At 53.7% G+C, this 16,026-nt stretch carries 15 protein-coding genes; 5 read left to right on the forward strand and 10 right to left on the reverse strand.

All coding sequences use genetic code 11. The features are described from left to right. Window positions 1-16 precede the first annotated feature (16 nt). Genes hpf through FCL42_RS07070 form a run of 4 tightly spaced genes read left to right on the forward strand, consistent with a single transcriptional unit; the run spans window position 17 to window position 1,859 of the window. Complete coding sequence (hpf, locus tag FCL42_RS07055; RefSeq protein WP_136862699.1) at window positions 17-304, forward strand: ribosome hibernation promoting factor; 288 nt, start codon at window positions 17-19, stop codon at window positions 302-304. Window position 305: 1 nt separating this feature from the next. Next, on the forward strand, window positions 306-752 hold the full coding sequence (gene ptsN, locus FCL42_RS07060) for a PTS IIA-like nitrogen regulatory protein PtsN (protein ID WP_136862700.1): 447 nt from the start codon (window positions 306-308) through the stop codon (window positions 750-752). Next, window positions 749-1,600, forward strand: a complete 852-nt coding sequence (gene rapZ, locus FCL42_RS07065; protein WP_136862701.1) for an RNase adapter RapZ — start codon at window positions 749-751, stop codon at window positions 1,598-1,600. The genes ptsN and rapZ overlap by 4 nt, the downstream gene beginning before the upstream one ends. After that, window positions 1,578-1,859 carry an HPr family phosphocarrier protein gene (locus FCL42_RS07070; protein ID WP_324612867.1) on the forward strand — a complete coding sequence of 94 codons (282 nt, stop codon included), beginning with the start codon at window positions 1,578-1,580 and terminating at the stop codon, window positions 1,857-1,859. The genes rapZ and FCL42_RS07070 overlap by 23 nt, the downstream gene beginning before the upstream one ends. Window positions 1,860-1,954: 95 nt before the next feature. On the opposite strand, the gene pmbA is transcribed toward FCL42_RS07070, so the two are convergent. Continuing rightward, window positions 1,955-3,292 (reverse strand): metalloprotease PmbA, encoded by a 1,338-nt coding sequence (gene pmbA, locus FCL42_RS07075; protein WP_136862702.1) that lies wholly within the window; start codon window positions 3,290-3,292, stop codon window positions 1,955-1,957. A 155-nt stretch (window positions 3,293-3,447) separates the two neighbouring features. On the opposite strand from pmbA, the gene yjgA reads away from it, so the two are divergent. Beyond that, window positions 3,448-3,975, forward strand: coding sequence for a ribosome biogenesis factor YjgA (yjgA, locus tag FCL42_RS07080; protein WP_136862703.1), 528 nt, complete (start codon window positions 3,448-3,450; stop codon window positions 3,973-3,975). Window positions 3,976-4,022: 47 nt separating this feature from the next. On the opposite strand, the gene FCL42_RS07085 is transcribed toward yjgA, so the two are convergent. The 9 genes from FCL42_RS07085 to FCL42_RS07125 all read right to left on the reverse strand — a co-directional run bounded on the left by FCL42_RS07085 (window position 4,023) and on the right by FCL42_RS07125 (window position 15,890). Beyond that, window positions 4,023-4,895: a DUF6268 family outer membrane beta-barrel protein gene (locus FCL42_RS07085; protein WP_136862704.1), complete on the reverse strand. Its 873-nt coding sequence runs from the start codon at window positions 4,893-4,895 to the stop codon at window positions 4,023-4,025. A 172-nt stretch (window positions 4,896-5,067) separates the two neighbouring features. Continuing rightward, window positions 5,068-6,516 carry a metalloprotease TldD gene (gene tldD / locus FCL42_RS07090; RefSeq protein ID WP_136862705.1) on the reverse strand — a complete coding sequence of 483 codons (1,449 nt, stop codon included), beginning with the start codon at window positions 6,514-6,516 and terminating at the stop codon, window positions 5,068-5,070. A 4-nt stretch (window positions 6,517-6,520) separates the two neighbouring features. Next, the gene (locus FCL42_RS07095; RefSeq protein ID WP_136862706.1) at window positions 6,521-7,354 is read right to left on the reverse strand and encodes a carbon-nitrogen hydrolase family protein; all 834 of its coding nucleotides are present in this window, start codon (window positions 7,352-7,354) and stop codon (window positions 6,521-6,523) included. Between the two features lie 85 nt (window positions 7,355-7,439). After that, window positions 7,440-11,456: a YhdP family protein gene (locus tag FCL42_RS07100; RefSeq protein WP_136862707.1), complete on the reverse strand. Its 4,017-nt coding sequence runs from the start codon at window positions 11,454-11,456 to the stop codon at window positions 7,440-7,442. Continuing rightward, window positions 11,453-12,943 carry a ribonuclease G gene (gene rng / locus FCL42_RS07105; protein ID WP_136862708.1) on the reverse strand — a complete coding sequence of 497 codons (1,491 nt, stop codon included), beginning with the start codon at window positions 12,941-12,943 and terminating at the stop codon, window positions 11,453-11,455. Before rng ends, FCL42_RS07100 begins: the two co-directional genes overlap by 4 nt. 9 nt (window positions 12,944-12,952) lie before the next feature. Further along, window positions 12,953-13,510 carry a Maf family protein gene (locus tag FCL42_RS07110; protein ID WP_169308338.1) on the reverse strand — a complete coding sequence of 186 codons (558 nt, stop codon included), beginning with the start codon at window positions 13,508-13,510 and terminating at the stop codon, window positions 12,953-12,955. Window positions 13,511-13,520: 10 nt separating this feature from the next. Continuing rightward, window positions 13,521-14,003 carry a rod shape-determining protein MreD gene (gene mreD / locus FCL42_RS07115; protein ID WP_136862710.1) on the reverse strand — a complete coding sequence of 161 codons (483 nt, stop codon included), beginning with the start codon at window positions 14,001-14,003 and terminating at the stop codon, window positions 13,521-13,523. Beyond that, the gene (mreC, locus tag FCL42_RS07120) at window positions 13,996-14,841 is read right to left on the reverse strand and encodes a rod shape-determining protein MreC (RefSeq protein ID WP_136862711.1); all 846 of its coding nucleotides are present in this window, start codon (window positions 14,839-14,841) and stop codon (window positions 13,996-13,998) included. The genes mreD and mreC overlap by 8 nt, the downstream gene beginning before the upstream one ends. An 8-nt stretch (window positions 14,842-14,849) precedes the next feature. Then, window positions 14,850-15,890, reverse strand: coding sequence for a rod shape-determining protein (locus tag FCL42_RS07125; RefSeq protein WP_136862712.1), 1,041 nt, complete (start codon window positions 15,888-15,890; stop codon window positions 14,850-14,852). Window positions 15,891-16,026 lie beyond the last annotated feature (136 nt).

Here is a 16,026-nt window from a genome sequence, read left to right on the forward strand (position 1 = left end):
ACAAAGGAGGAACCCTATGCAGATCAATCTTACCGGCCATCATGTCGACATTACTGAATCGCTACGGGACTATGTACATACGAAATTCGATAAGCTTGAACGGCATTTTGATCACATATCTAATGTGCACGTAGTACTCAATGTTGAGAAACTTCAGCAAACCGCCGAAGCCAAACTCCACCTCAGTGGCCGGGAAGTATTCGCCACCCACCAGCACGACAACATGTACGCAGCCATCGACGGTCTAATTGACAAGTTAGATAGGCAAGTCATTAAACACAAAGAGAAAATGTCACGTCACTAACATGGACATATCGAGCATACTAAGCCCGGAGTGCGCCACCATCGCCGCTCCGGGCATGAGTAAGAAACGGGCGTTGGAGTTGATTTCCCAACTGGCAAACCAGCGTCATCCTCAGTTGGATCAGCAGCAACTTTTTGAGAGCCTGCTCGCCCGTGAAAAAATGGGCAGCACAGGCATTGGTCAAGGTATTGCGCTTCCGCATGGACGTTTGCAAGAGGTGGACCAAGCCTTTGCCGTGTTCGTGAAGTGCGATGAAGCGATCCCTTACGATGCCATCGATGGCCAACCGGTTGATCTGCTGTTCGCTCTCTTTGTTCCAGAGGACAGTTGCAAACAACACCTGTCAACGCTGGCCTCAATGGCCGAGCGACTGAATAACAAAGAGACCTGCCGTTCACTCAGGAAAGCCCACAGCGAAGATGAGCTTTATCAATTGGTGACCGCGTGAAACTGATTATTCTGTCTGGCCGCTCCGGAGCAGGAAAATCCGTAGCCTTACGAGTCTTGGAAGATCTTGGCTGCTACTGCGTCGATAACCTCCCCGCAACTATGCTGGGAGATCTAGTTCAAGAGATGCGTCACAGCTGTGATACTCTGGCCGTCAGCCTCGACATCCGTAACCTTCCAGGCCACTCAGAGCGTATCCCGGAACTGCTCAAGGCGCTACCGCCTGAAGTGGAACAGCAGGTCTACTTCCTTGACGCCAAAGATGACACCCTAATTCGCCGCTACAGCGAAACTCGCCGTCTGCATCCGCTTTCGGTCAATGGCCGCTCACTGGCAGATGCCATTGCTGCAGAAGTTGAGATGCTAAAGCCTCTCAAAGCCATTGCCGACCATAGCTTCCTGACCGATCAACTTTCCGTCCATCAGTTAGCAGATGAAATTCGCACTCGATTGCTGGGGCAAACGGAACGCGAACTGCTGATGGTTTTCGAATCCTTCGGCTTTAAACACGGCATCGCCAACGACGCCGACTTCGTGTTTGATGTTCGCTTTCTGCCAAACCCTCACTGGGACCCAAAACTCAGGCCATTAACCGGTTTGGATAAGCCGGTACAAGAATACTTTGAGTCCGAATCGGAAGTGGCACGATTTATCGATCACACCCAAGCCTTTATCAACAACTGGCTACCCATGCTGCAACGCAACAACCGCGCTTACCTAACCATTGCCATCGGCTGTACCGGTGGTCAGCACCGCAGTGTCTACATTGCCCAGCAGTTGGCCAAACGCTTTAGCCAAAGCCAGCATCAAACGTCGGTACGTCACCGTGAACTCAATCAGCCTGACTAGGCGGCTCAAGGTCGTTAACCGCCTGGGGCTTCATGCCCGAGCCGCCACTCGGCTGGCACAGGTCGCCAACAGCTTCGATGCGGAGATTGAGGTCAGCCACGGAGATCAGCAAGCCAGTGCCAACAGCGTGCTAGCCCTATTAATGCTGCAAACCTGTCAAGGGGAAGAGGTCGAAGTACACTGCAGCGGCGAACAAGCGGAGCAGGCCATGGACGCGATAACTACCCTGTTCAGCAGCCGATTCGACGAAGAGGACTAAGCCGATTAGCCTCAGACGTATGATTTAACGCCGAATTGTTGGTACAACAAAAAAGGACGCATCGGCGTCCTTTTTTCCATATGCAGTCAACCCTGCTAGCTGCCCGCCACCTTCATCTCGCTGAGCAGTACCGAACCAATACCGATACTGGAACGAGGGTCACGGTCGGTGCCCACCATCACCAACTCTTGGTACATCTGCTTTAGATTGCCAGCAATGGTGATCTCATGCACCGGGTACTGAATCACGCCATTCTCAACCCAGAAACCGGCGGCGCCGCGGCTATAGTTGCCCGTTACCGTATTCACTCCCTGGCCCATCAACTCGGTCACATACAGCCCGGTGCCCAGCTGTTTAAGCATCGACTCCAAGTCACCACCATTGGCCTCAACCTGCCAGTTGTAGATGCCGCCAGCATGCCCTGTGGTGGTCATGCCAAGGCGCCGTGACGAATACGCGGTTAACAGGTAGCTCTGCAAAATACCGTCGGCGACGATATCGCGCTTGGAGGTCGCTACCCCTTCACCATCGAATGGTGCGCTGGATAAGCCACCCATCATATGAGGGTTTTCTTGGATATTGAACCAACTTGGTAGAATCTGAGTCCCTAAGCTGTTCATCAAGAACGATGACTCTCGGTACAACGCCGAGCCACTGATGGCGCCAACTAGGTGCCCGATCAGCCCAGTGGCGGTTTCCGCAGAAAACAGCACCGGCACTTTGCAGGTATTGATCTTACGCGCCCCTAAACGAGCTGCCACTTTGTCTGCGGCTTTGAGGCCTAGGCTTTCTGGAGTGTTAAGCTTGCTGAAATAGCGAGAGACGCTGTAATCGTAATCGCGCTCCATGCCCAGCTCGTCCTTACCGATTAGTACTACCGATAAGCTGTGACGAGAGGAGGCGTAGCTGCCCAAAAAACCATGACTGTTGCCATATACCTTAATGCCGCTGTGGCTGTTGCAACTGGCACCATCGGACATGGAAACTTTGCCACTGTCCAGTGCCGCCTGCTCACACGCTGCCGCCAACTCGATGCCATGCTCAGGGCTCAGTTCATGGGGATGATAGAGATCCAAATCCGGCAAGGTTTTCGCCATCAACTCAGCGTCGGCCAAGCCGTTGAATTTATCGGCAGTGGTGTATTTGGCAATGCCATCAGCGGCGCGCACCGCATCGACGATCGCCTGCTCACTGAGATCCGACGTTGAGGCATTGCCTTTGCGTCCCTCGCGGTAGAGAGAGATCCCTAGAGCACCATCTTTGTTAAACTCAACCGTCTCAACCTCACCCATGCGGGTCGAGACCGACAATCCCTGCTGCTTACTAATGGCCACTTCGGCGGCAGACACACCCAACTTGTTGGCTTCCTCTAGTGCAATGGAAACCGCTTGTTCAAGTTGTGCGCGCTGCTGTTCAATACTGAGTTGAGTCACGAAAACATCCCAAAAAACTGTGTTGCCTCAAAGGATAGCAAAGACCACCTAGGCTTCGATAGGGGCTTATCCGCCTCCGTTGAGCGATGGAGTTGCTAGTGACAAGCTCTGGGGGCTGGTAGAATAGGCAGATTAACCAATAGCGGAGAGAGACTATGGCGGCATCACGCCCATCCGATGAAGAACAACAGGAATGGATCAGCAAATCCGAGCTGAAGCGAGAAGCCGAAGAGCTACAGAAGATCGGCAATGAGATCGTGGCCTTAGGCAAAGGCGATCTGGCCAAAATCCCAATGGACGAAGAACTTGAGCTCGCCGTTGCTCTGGCACTGCGCCTCAAAGGCAAAAACGAGGCCCATCGCCGTCAGCTGCAATTTATCGGCAAGCTGCTGCGTTTTCGCGACGTTGAGCCCATTCGTGAAGCTCTGGATAAGATCCGCAACAAACATAACCAAGCCAGCCAGCATTTCCACAAAATGGAGCAATGGCGTGACCGCCTGATTGCTGAGGGAGACGACGCCATTCAAGCGCTGTTTGCAGAGTGCCCAGAGATGGAATCGGAGCGGCAGCGGGTTCGCCAGTTGGTACGTCAAGCCAACAAAGAAGCCAAGACCAGTAAGCTACCTAAGGCCAGTCGAGAGCTGTTTAAGCTGATCCGAGAGCATTTGGAAGACAAACTGTAGACTGCTCAATCAAATGCAAAAAAGGCGCCTGACGGCGCCTTTTTGATTTAGAACGTGAAGGTGGCTGACAAGCCTAATGCACTCTCTGCATCCACATCCAACTTACGGTTCTGCTGGCCGTGGTATTCCAAGTCACCATCGTCGCGGTAACCTAAGAACGCCGATAGGTGCCAATTTGTCTGCATGAAACTGGCTCGCAAGAAACTAATTGGCTGGCTGATTTCGACCGTGCCTTCGTCAATGGCAAATCGTTGCTGACGATAAGCACTACCAAACCCGAACTGCCACTCCGGCGACAGCTGATAGCTCAGCTCAAGTCCAGCTCGGCCGCTAAAGCCCGGCTCAAATGGGTTGTCCAGCGTCCAACGGTCATTGATCTCCCAGCGAATAAACAATACGGGAATCATCGATACCGCATAGGGATCATTGAAGTAGCCAAGGCCACCACCCAACACCAGGTTTTTCTTAACGGGATAGCTCGCTCCCGCCAGCAAACCGTAACCAAAACCATCACTAGCATCGGCAGTGTTGGCCCAAGCCCAATGGACACGAGGTCCAACAAACCAAGTCCAACTGTCTTTACTTGGCTTAACAAAGTTCAGGCCAAAGCCGAGGTCTTGCTGGTTATCCCAGTCCCGATAGCCCGCTAAGTTATACCCTTGGCCATCGAAATTGGTGTAATAGTAATCCATTGAGGTGGTCATCACCCACCCCTGCTGCACCGGCATGGTAAAGCTTAAGTCGAAGCCATAGTTGGCTTGTTCTAACTTACCATCAGGCTGTACCGATGTTTCCGGCATCTGCACGCCGTATACCGTTAACTCCCACGGTGTGAATGATGGCCGTTCCGAGGCCGATGTTGGCAGTGCCGTGATTGAGGCTGACACAACAAACGCGGCCAGTAAGCTACGTTGATTCATCCTGTTGTCCTTTTCTCTATCTCATTAATAAAACGAGCTAATTAAATAAACTACCTCAGCACTACGGGAATAAAAAGTGCTCAGTTCAATTTGGCAAAAAATAACAAAGCGAGCCGAAGCTCGCTTTGGGGCGCGGAATTTATCACTAAATAAACGTTCGAGCTATCGAATTTTACTCAGTGCCACCCACAGTCAGTCGATCCAGTTTTAGCGTCGGCTGGCCAACCCCAACCGGTACACTCTGGCCCTCTTTACCACATACGCCGACACCTTGGTCAAGGGAGAGATCGTTACCCACCATGCTGATGGTTTGCATCGCCTCAGGACCATTGCCAATCAAGGTGGCTCCTTTGACTGGCGTCGTCAGTTTGCCGTTTTCAATCAGATAAGCCTCACTGGCGGAGAACACAAATTTGCCGGACGTGATGTCCACTTGACCACCGCCAAAGTTGGGAGCGTAGATCCCCTGTTTCACCGACGCGATGATCTCCTCCGGGCAGTGCTCACCACCCAACATATAAGTGTTGGTCATCCGAGGCATTGGCATGTGGGCGTAGGACTCACGACGACCATTGCCCGTAGGGGCCATCCCCATCAGGCGCGCATTGAGCTTATCCTGCATGTACCCTTTCAAAATGCCATTTTCAATCAGCATGGTGTTCTGCGCTGGCGTGCCCTCATCGTCAATGGTTATGGAACCACGACGACCACTTAGGGTGCCGTCATCCACCACGGTGCACAATTCACTAGCAACCTTCTCGCCGATTCGGCCAGCAAACGCACTGGAGCCTTTACGGTTAAAGTCCCCTTCAAGTCCATGACCTACCGCTTCGTGAAGCAGAACCCCTGGCCAACCAGCCCCAAGCACCACCGGCATCTCACCCGCAGGGGCGTCCACCGCACGTAAGTTCACTTCCGCCATCTTGACCGCCTGCTGACATAACTGCAGCGCTTTGCGACGGTCTTGGTCATCGGTGACATCCAGCTGGGCATAATCGTAACGACCGCCCATGCCAGCACTGCCTCGTTCGCGGCGATCGCCATCCACCATGATCACCGAACAGTTCAGGCGCACCAAGGGGCGAATGTCACTGGCCAAGGTGCCATCGGATGCGGCGACCAGCACCTCTTCATACACCGCCGATAAGCTGGCCACCACCTGAGTAACCCGCGAGTCTAAAGAGCGTGCGTAAGCGTCCATCTCCTGCAGTAGCGACAACTTCTGCTGTTGTTCCCAGCTACCGATGGGGTCCAAAGCGCCATATCGCTCGGTTGCCGATACCGCCGAGAGGGCTTTCACGCGGCCCTCTCCGCCACTGGCAGCGATGCCTCGGGCAGCATCCGCGGATTGGAGCAACGCGTCTAAGGTAATCTCATCCGCATAGGCAAAACCGGTTTTCTCGCCATCAATGGCGCGGATACCAACGCCCTGCTCGATGTTGAAGCTGCCCTCTTTAACAATGCCATCTTCCAACACCCATGACTCATGACGAGCGGACTGAAGATAGATATCGGAATAATCCAGCTTATGCTGATGAATGCGGCCTAACGTTTCATGCAGATGATGCTGCTCTAAGCCTTGAGGTGCCAACAAGCTGTTGCTTACCGTCTTTAATGTCATAAGTTCACTTCTTTAACTGAGCCGCCGTAATCGGCATCCGAATATGCTGTTGAGTCGGCATCTGTTGCCGAATCTGATGAATTTTATCTGCGTCAAAGCTTGCCATGACCATCGAAGGAGATTGCTGTGCCTGGGCCAATACCTCTCCCCATGGACTTACAATCATCGACTGACCCCAGGTCATTCTGCCGTGGTCATGAGTGCCGCCCTGATTCGCCGCAATCAGATAACACTGATTTTCTATCGCCCTTGCCTGCAAAAGCGGTTGCCAGTGTGCCTCTCCGGTCACCTGGGTAAACGCCGATGGCAACGCGATGATCTGCGCTCCATTGGCAACCATTGCGCGAAACAGCTCTGGAAATCTTACGTCATAACAGACGGCAATTCCCAATTTTCCAAGCGGCGTATCAATGACTTCCACATGCTGACCCGGTGCGGTCGTGTCACTTTCACGATATCGACCCACCCCATCGGCAACATCCACATCAAACAGATGCAGCTTGTTGTAATGGCCAATGCGCCGCCCTGTGTCGTCGAACACCAAACAAGAAGCATAGAAACGACCATCGGGGGCATGAATGGGAATGGTGCCAGCAACCAAGGTGCAGCGGTGCTCCTGTGCCAGCTGCGACAAGGCCCGTTGCATGGAGCCCTCACCCAGAGGCTCACTCAGAGTCGCCATGGCGTCAGGTTCGCCATCGAAGCTCATGACGCACTCAGGCAGAACCACCAATTTGGGGCCAGACACCTCAGACAACGGTGCCATGACCTGCCGCAGCATCGCCAAGTTGGTCTCTAGCGAAGATGAGGAACACAACTGCACTGCATATAGCTTCATGATGACGGGTGACTCCTTGTCTGCATCTTTGATGATCGAAACCAATGAACGGCGTCCGCGCCGAATGGCTAATGACGCCAAAGCACTATTGGCCGACGCTCTGCCCTTGGGTATCCGGCAACGGCTCTGGCAACACCTCCATTGCTGGAGATTCTGTGGCCGACTCACCGGTTGTCGGCACAGAATCAGGCAATGGCTCGGGAAGCTCAGGCTCATAGGGGGTGCCGTTCACCGATGAGGTATCGGAACCCGGAATCGGTTTTTGCTCAGGCTGAGGTTGCACATCCGATGCGGCCTCCTCCTCAATACGAATCTCTTTCTTATCCCGTTCAAGCTCTTCAAGAATCGGCTCATCAAAGGTGCCGGTGAGTCGGAAATTAAGCTGAGTGATCACCTCGATAACCGGCTCTAGAATTTTCGACACCGCAAACGCGCCAACCCCAACGGTCAACGACGCCCCTGAGAGCAGCGCAACCGCTGGCACACTGGCGGTCAACGCTGGGGAGAAACTGATGTCATAATCCAGCTGCCTTGAGACCAAATTACTGGAGCCGCTGATCTTCATCACCCCAGCATCACCTTCAAGGCGAGTATTGTCGGTGGTCGCGATGCCGTCGTTAAAGCGAACATCCCCGCTAAACTCTTGATAATAGAAACCTTGGCCAAACACGTCGGTAAAGTCCAGCGACAACTTTCGAAGCAACGAGTCAAAACTGAAGATCGACAGTAACCGAACTCCTTTGTCGGATACCTCGCTCAGGTGGCCCTTCCCAAACTCGAACTGCAGCTCACCATTTAAGCTCTTGCTCTCATAGGCCCAAGGCGCGTTTTGCCAACTCACGTCGAAGTGGGTCTCCAGCGGTGACTCTTTTAAGCCGATGGGCCTATCTATCACCTGCTCCAGCGCCCCGAAATCGTCGGAGGTAAACTGCCCCTTCATATCAAACTGAGTCCCCTCACCTTTGGGGTACCACAAGCCAGAGCTCTTAAATTGGTGTACGCCCTTGGTCAGATCGAAGGTTTGTAAACGATAGCCTTCGGGTGTTTGCTGCAGAGCCAGATTAAGCTCACCAAGATCGTACTCTTGGATAAAGAAATTTTTCACCTTCGCAGACAGGGGCGGCATCGCCTCAATCAACTGGGCACCGGCGCGCTCCTGTTCACCACTATCCTTCTCTAGCCACTGCAGAGAAAGGTAGTCCGCCTGGATTCCTATGCCTTGGTTTTCCCAATCACTGTGGATAGTCAATGCCCCTTGGGCTTGGTCTGACTCCACATCAAACTGCCAACCGCCCTCCACGGGATAGCCGTTTAGGAAAGTTTGATCAAACAACAGATCGTAAATATCCAAGCGAGATAGGGAGCCTTTAACCTGAGTCAACGGCGGCACCACGCTACTGCCACTGGATTCAGAGCCGCTGTCAATAAAACGGGTAATCAGTGGAAGCCAATCGGTTAAGACCGCTTCCGACATGGCCAAATCGATGGAGCCTGAATCAACCCCAATCAAATTAGGCCGCTTCCCTAATGCCAATTGGTACCGTGTCCAATCAAAATCCCCTTGGCTGAAATCAAACTCGGCACGATATCCAAGGCGCCCCCCTTGGGTTGCAACAAGCTCAGCACCATCTTGGTCACCGCTGATCTCCAGTTGGCTACGTCGCCGCGCTTGAGCGGTTTTGCCAACCGGCTTGGGAAGGTCAATATGTAGGCCAACAAGGTCGGTATTCACCTTGGCAGCAAACTGATATTGGTTGTCTGGCGCAAAATTCAGATTCACTGAACCCTGCCAGTCCGCCGCCCCATCCAGATAGGCAAACAACGGGAAATTGTGCTCTGGCGTGAAATGCTCCGTACTCCAATGACCACCTAGAGTCAGATCGACCTGATAACCTTCAGGCTGTTGATCGCCATTGATCGACAGATCCGTAAACTGATTAAACAGTGTGGCCGACAGCATGGGCGCCTCGATGCGAGCGCTGTCGAAGGTCAGCAAACCGTTAAGATCCGTCAGCTCAACCCCTAAGGTCTTAAGAAATACTGGGTTGTCTTTAAAATTAACCGCCCCCAAAACCGATGGCGACTCGTCCGCCACGCCCTCTCCCAGAGGAAACATCAGATCCAACTCCACATCCACCGGGCCGGTAATCTGCACCTGCTCGAGGGTAGAGCCAACGGAATCTTTCAGAGAGGATTGCAGCATCAACTCGGTAGCCGCTTGTGCATCAGCGCCCAGCTTAGCAACCACGCCCAAGGTGGCATCGCGATTCAAGGTAGGAATAAACACTTGGGCGTTGCTGACTGGCACCGAGCCTAAGTTGCCCCTATCCAGCCACAAGTCCATGCGCTGATTTTCAAACAGGGCTCGTAAGGACAAATCCGTGACCGCTGGCCAAGACTCCAAAAACTGAAACTGCCCTTGCTCTAAAGTGAAGCCAGCCTGAAACACCCCTTCATTGGCTAGGTAGGGATACTGATTGAGGTCCCCATGCCACAAAAGCTGGACATTGTCGGCATGGCCCCCTTGAAGGGAGCGCTCTAGGTAGTTAGACAAACCGATGCCCATCGCCTGCCTTGGAAACAGCAGCCCAGCCTTATCAGCCTGCTTCAAACTGGCGTCGCCATATAGCTGCAGTCGAACCGGCCCTTCAGAAGGTAATCCTAGCGCCCACTGCAGGTCCGCATCGATGATGTCGCCTGCTAGGGTTAAGTTGTCACTGGTTAGCACTAAGCCGTCATCAAGGCGCAGATCAATGTCGGCACCAAATTGCTCCAGTTGCAGGGTCTCTCGAAACTGCCACGGCCAGTAGAATCGCAGTGGTTTGCGGTCAATGTGCAATCGGCCATGATCTTGATGCCAACGAAATTCCCCATTAAGCCCCGTTAGACCAGGCAGATCGCCACTCATGTCCCAGCCCAGATCACTGAATGAAACCGATGCAAGCCAGTTCTGCTGAGTTTGCTGAAGTTTCAGGTCGGTCAGATGACCACGACCGTTCACCTCCAGCAGTTGAACTAAGGTGTCATCGTCCAGACTTGGCACCAGCCCCAATAGTGGTTTGAGCTTATCCAGAGACAGCTGCTCCAACCACAGGTTAAAGCCGTTACCCTGCTTACGCAGCGCCAAACGGGTGTCGCTCCAAGGTTCACCATTACTAAACAGCTTAAGGTCATGGCTAACCAACTGGCCGCCATCTACCCGAGGTGACCAAGACAAACTGCCGCTCTCCAACGTCATGCGCTGGGATTGTGGCGTCTGCCAACTGAACTCACTGTGGCCAAACTCAACCTGAACCGTTCGCAGCCCAGCGTCATCGAAACTGCTCCAAGCCTTCAGATCTAAGGTGCCCTTGAACTGGCGACTGCCGTCTCCGAATTGACGAGCCAGCCAATCGCCGATATCCAGTTGATCCGCATGAACATAGGTACGGCCAAAAATATGGTCGTTATCGGAGCTCATCTCCACCGACAGCGTCAGTAGCTCATCCTCTTTTTGAGCCTGATCCAGATACAACAACCCCTGCCCAAGATGACGACGCCCTTGGTTGACCCACTGCAAACTGGCGATATGCACGGGCTCTGGCTGCTCATTAAGCTGATGAAAATAGATGCTGGCTTCATTCAGCTTAAGCTGCTTTAGGCCGTGTAGAAAGGTACTCTTAAATGCCTCGAGACCGCCGCCTCGATTCGAGTCAGCATTGTTATTCTGAGCGCCCAATGGTCCCAGAACATGGACCTCAACACCGTTAAAGGTGACGTCCTCAAAGCGCGGGTATTGATCGACAACCGAACGCCAAAAGTCCAGCTGTGCTACCGCCTCTTCGACGTCCACCGTGAGATTCAGATCTCCCTGGGGAGGCAGCTTAAACCCTCGAATGACCAACTGGGGGCCTTTGGGCTCCCAGCTGGCTCCCAATTCAGCAAAGCTCATCTCCAGTTGAGTGCGCTGCTGAATCTGAGCCACAAGATCGTCGCGGATGCTGTCCAATTTGGGCAGCAGAGTACGCACCGCACTCACAAGGAGTGCCAGCAAAACAATACAGGTTGCTAATGCATACCAGCAGACCCGAGCAATCCGCCAGAGGTGGCCCTTTAAGGTCACATCATCACCACGTCGAACTTATCTTGTTTGTACAGTGGTTCTGGTTGCAGTCGTACGCGTTTGCCAATGAATACCTCCAGCTCAGCTAAGCTATGGGCCTCATCGCCAATCAGCGCATCGTAAACTGACGGCGACACGTACACGGAGAACGAATCCGCATCGTATTGACGGTCAACTCGAATGATCTCTCGATACATTTCGTAGCAAACGGTCTCCACCGTTTTCATGTAACCGGTGCCCTTACAACTAGGACACTCGCCACACAGAACATGTTCCAAACTTTCGCGGGTACGCTTGCGAGTTACCTCAACGAGGCCCAAACGCGAGAAGCCGCTGATGCTGGTTTTGACTCGGTCTTGTGCCAACGCTTGCTCAAAGGTCGCCAACACACGCTTGCGGTGCTCTTCCGAGGCCATGTCGATGAAATCAACAATGATGATGCCGCCAAGGTTACGCAGCCTCAGTTGGTGGGCGATGGCTCGGCAAGCTTCAAGATTGGTATTGAAGATGGTCTCTTCCAGATTCCGGTGACCCACAAACGCACCGGTGTTGATGTCGATGGTGGTCATGGCTTCGGTTTGATCGATGATCAGGTAACCGCCATTTTTCAGCTCGACCTTGCGCTCAAGGGAGCGCTGGATGTCGCTTTCCACGTCAAACTGGTCAAACAGTGGAGATGGGCCATGATAGTGCTCCAGCACAGGTGCCACATCAGGAACAAACTCCTCAGCGAACTCCTTAAGTTCGTTGATGGCCATGCGAGAATCAACCTGAACGCGCTCAATGTTGAAGATCGCCAAGTCTCGCAGAATGCGTCGAGGTAAGGTCAAATCTTCATACAAAGGAGTCACTTTGCCTCCGGGACGGCGGCGACGTTCCGTCACTTTGCGCCAAACTCGACGCAAGAACGCGGCATCGTGGGCCAATTCGGTTTCCGTTGCGCCCTCGGCGGCAGTACGAATAATAAAGCCACCGTCGGTGTCCACAAACTGGCCAACAATGGCTTTCAAACGATCCCGCTCCTGCTCGGACTCCACCCGCTGGGATACCCCAACGTGGGCAGCCCCTGGCATAAACACCAGATAGCGTGACGGCAAGGTGATGTCTGTGGTTAGTCGAGCGCCTTTGGTGCCAATGGGATCCTTGGTCACCTGCACCATGATGTCTTGACCAGGACGCACCAAGCTGGCGATGTCCTGAGCCTGAAACTGAGCTTTTTCCCCTTCGGCCACACACTCGGTGTGAGGAATGATGTCAGAGGCGTGCAAAAACGCCGCTTTCTCCTGGCCGATGTCCACGAAAGCCGCCTGCATCCCTGGTAACACTCGGGTCACCTTGCCCCGATAGATGTTACCCACAATGCCCATCTTGCCATTACGCTCGATGTGCACCTCCTGGAGCTGGCCACGCTCTAGCAGCGCAACGCGATTCTCAGTAGGGGTAACATTAATTAATAGTTCGGTTCCAACAACGGATGAGGGATGCACACAGGCCTCCTAAATATGGGGTTCAAGCAGCTCGCGGGTCTCCACGAGCGGCAGGCCAACTACGGCAGAGTAGCTGCCATCGATGCGGCGGATAAAGGCGCCGCCCAGCCCTTGGATGCCGTAACTGCCGGCTTTATCCATCGGCTCTTGGCTGGCGACGTATTGCTGAATCTGTGCTGGGCTCATGTCACAGAAGGTCACGTCGGTCACCACCAATTTATGGGAGGTGCCCTTGTCGTGTGCACACGCGATGGCAGTCATCACTTGGTGGCTGCGGCCAGACAACCGGGCCAAGGTTGCCTTGGCATCTTCGGCATCTTTCGGCTTACCTAGAATCTGGCCGTCTAACACCACAATGGTGTCGGAGCCCAGCACCGGCCGCTTGCCATCGGTCAACCCGTGCCCAGCTTCGGCTTTGGCAATGGCCAAACGACACACGTAATCTGCCGCCAACTCTGCGGCCAGCGGCGTTTCGTCCACTTGCGGTGCCACCGCGTCAAAGCGGTAGCCCAGATGCGCGAGCAGTTCACGGCGACGGGGTGAAGTTGAAGCCAGAATGCAATCCAGTTTTTCCATCTTATTTCACCTTGTAGTGGCGTCGAGTTCGGCGCAGCAGCCAGAATACCCAAGGCCACAGCAGCGGGGTTAAAATCACGGGGCGCAGGTATTCAAAGGTCAGCTCGATACCCGTATTCAAGGTTTCAACGGCGTAGACCATCAGGTGCATCGCCAAACTTAAACTGGCAATAATGCCCATCTGCTGAACCCAAGAGTAATGGCGCAATTTCTGATACTGGATGGCCACCAGATAGATAGCCACTGACAAGGCTAACGAGCGCACACCCATGGTGGCACCTAGCAGTACATCTAGAAACAACCCCATCAGAAAGGCCGTTAACACGCCGACTCGGTTTGGTAACGCCATGGTCCAATAAGCCAGCGCCAGCAGCACCCAATCTGGGCGCCAACTGGATACCGCTTGAGGCAGTGGCATGATCTGCAAAAACAGCGCCACCAGCAGGCTGATCCAGATAACGCTATAACGATGAGCCCTATCCATTGTCGGACTCCAAAGCTTGTTGATTAACTTCTTGTTGCCACAGCAGCAGCAAGTAACGAATTCGCTCTAAATCCGCCACTGGCTCAGCGGTCACGGTGGCCCAAGTCATCCCTTCATCGCGTACCACGCTCGATACCCTCGCCACGGGATAGCCCTCGGGGAAACGTTGGCCCAAGCCAGAGGAGATCAGCAGGTCGCCTTCACGAATGTCGGTGCTCATGGCCACATTGGAAAGCTCCAGTTGATTCAGCTTACCTTTGCCGTGAGCCACAGCTCGGACATCATTACGGGCTACGCGAACCGGAATAGCATGGGTGTAATCGGCGATCAGCAGCACCCGCGCCGTGGTTGGTGATACGTCGGTCACCTGACCGACCACCCCAGCTTCGTTCAACACGGGCTGACCGATATACACGCCTTCATTGAGGCCCTTATCAATCAACACCTGATCTTTGAACGGATCACGGTCAACGTACATCACCTCAGCCACCATGCGGCGAGATTCGGTTCTGACTTCCGAACGCAGCAAAGCCCGCAAGCGAGCATTTTCCTGCTGCAGGTTGGCCATCTTCAACAACTGCTCACTCATCAGCAGCTGTCGATGATGCAGTCGTTGGTTTTCCGCAAGGATGTCGGTGCGGCTGGAGAGGTTGGTCGCCATCGAGTCCATCATCTGCGCAGGCAGATTCGCAAGGTGCTGTAATGGGCTCGCCAAGGTCGCTAATGCCAAACGCAGCGGCATGAGTCGATCGTTAGCGAGTATCAACACCAGAGACAGCAATACCGCCAGAAACAGACGGTATTGTGGAGAGGCGCCTCGTATAAAAAAGGGCTTCATCGGAACGCTTACTCGTCAGCGAACAGATCACCACCGTGGATGTCGATCATCTCTAGGGCTTTACCGCCCCCCAGAGCCACGCAGGTCAGTGGATCTTCCGCGATCACCACTGGAATGCCGGTCTCCTCCTGAAGCAGGTGGTCCAGGTCACGCAACATGGCGCCACCACCAGTCAGTACCATACCGCGCTCGGAGATATCCGACGCCAGCTCTGGTGGCGACTGCTCCAGAGCGGTCATCACCGCGCTAACAATACCGGACAGCGGCTCTTGCAGCGCTTCTAGAATTTCGTTGCTGTTCAGGGTAAAGCTGCGCGGCACACCCTCAGCCAAGTTACGGCCGCGAACTTCGATTTCACGAACCTCTTCACCTGGATAAGCGGAACCAATTTCGTGCTTGATGCGCTCGGCGGTGGCTTCACCAATCAAACTGCCATAGTTGCGACGAACGTAGTTGATGATGGCATCATCAAACTTGTCACCGCCCACACGAGCGGAAGCGGAGTAAACCACACCGTTCAAGGAGATGATGGCCACTTCGGTGGTACCACCACCGATATCCACCACCATGGAGCCGGTCGCTTCGGATACTGGCAAGCCAGCACCAATGGCCGCCGCCATAGGTTCGTCGATCAGATACACTTCGCGAGCACCAGCACCCAGCGCCGATTCACGAATGGCGCGACGCTCAACCTGTGTGGAACCACAAGGAACACAGATAAGTACTCGAGGACTTGGACGGAAAATCCCGCTGTCATGCACAGATTTAATGAAGTGCTGTAGCATCTTCTCACACACCATGAAGTCGGCGATCACGCCGTCTTTCATAGGGCGAATCGCCTTGATGTTGCCAGGGGTACGCCCCAGCATCTGTTTAGCTGCACTACCAACTGCGGCCACGCTCTTGGCGCTAGGCCCCTCTTGACGAATCGCAACTACAGACGGTTCATTCAAGACAATCCCTTGATCTTTAACGTAAATCAAAGTGTTGGCGGTACCGAGATCGATAGATAGGTCGTTGGAAAATACTCCACGAAGCTTTTTAAACATGTACCAGCCCTGTATGCATAAGGTAAGAAATGCGGAAATTAGGTAACTTTACCAACGCCCCGACCATTCCACAACCCGCTAATACACTAGGGTTGAGGCTTATTTCACAGTGTCGAAATGTTGTCGAGTTACTTTT

Source organism: Ferrimonas aestuarii (assembly GCF_005116665.1).
Taxonomy (GTDB): Bacteria; Pseudomonadota; Gammaproteobacteria; order Enterobacterales; family Shewanellaceae; genus Ferrimonas; species Ferrimonas aestuarii.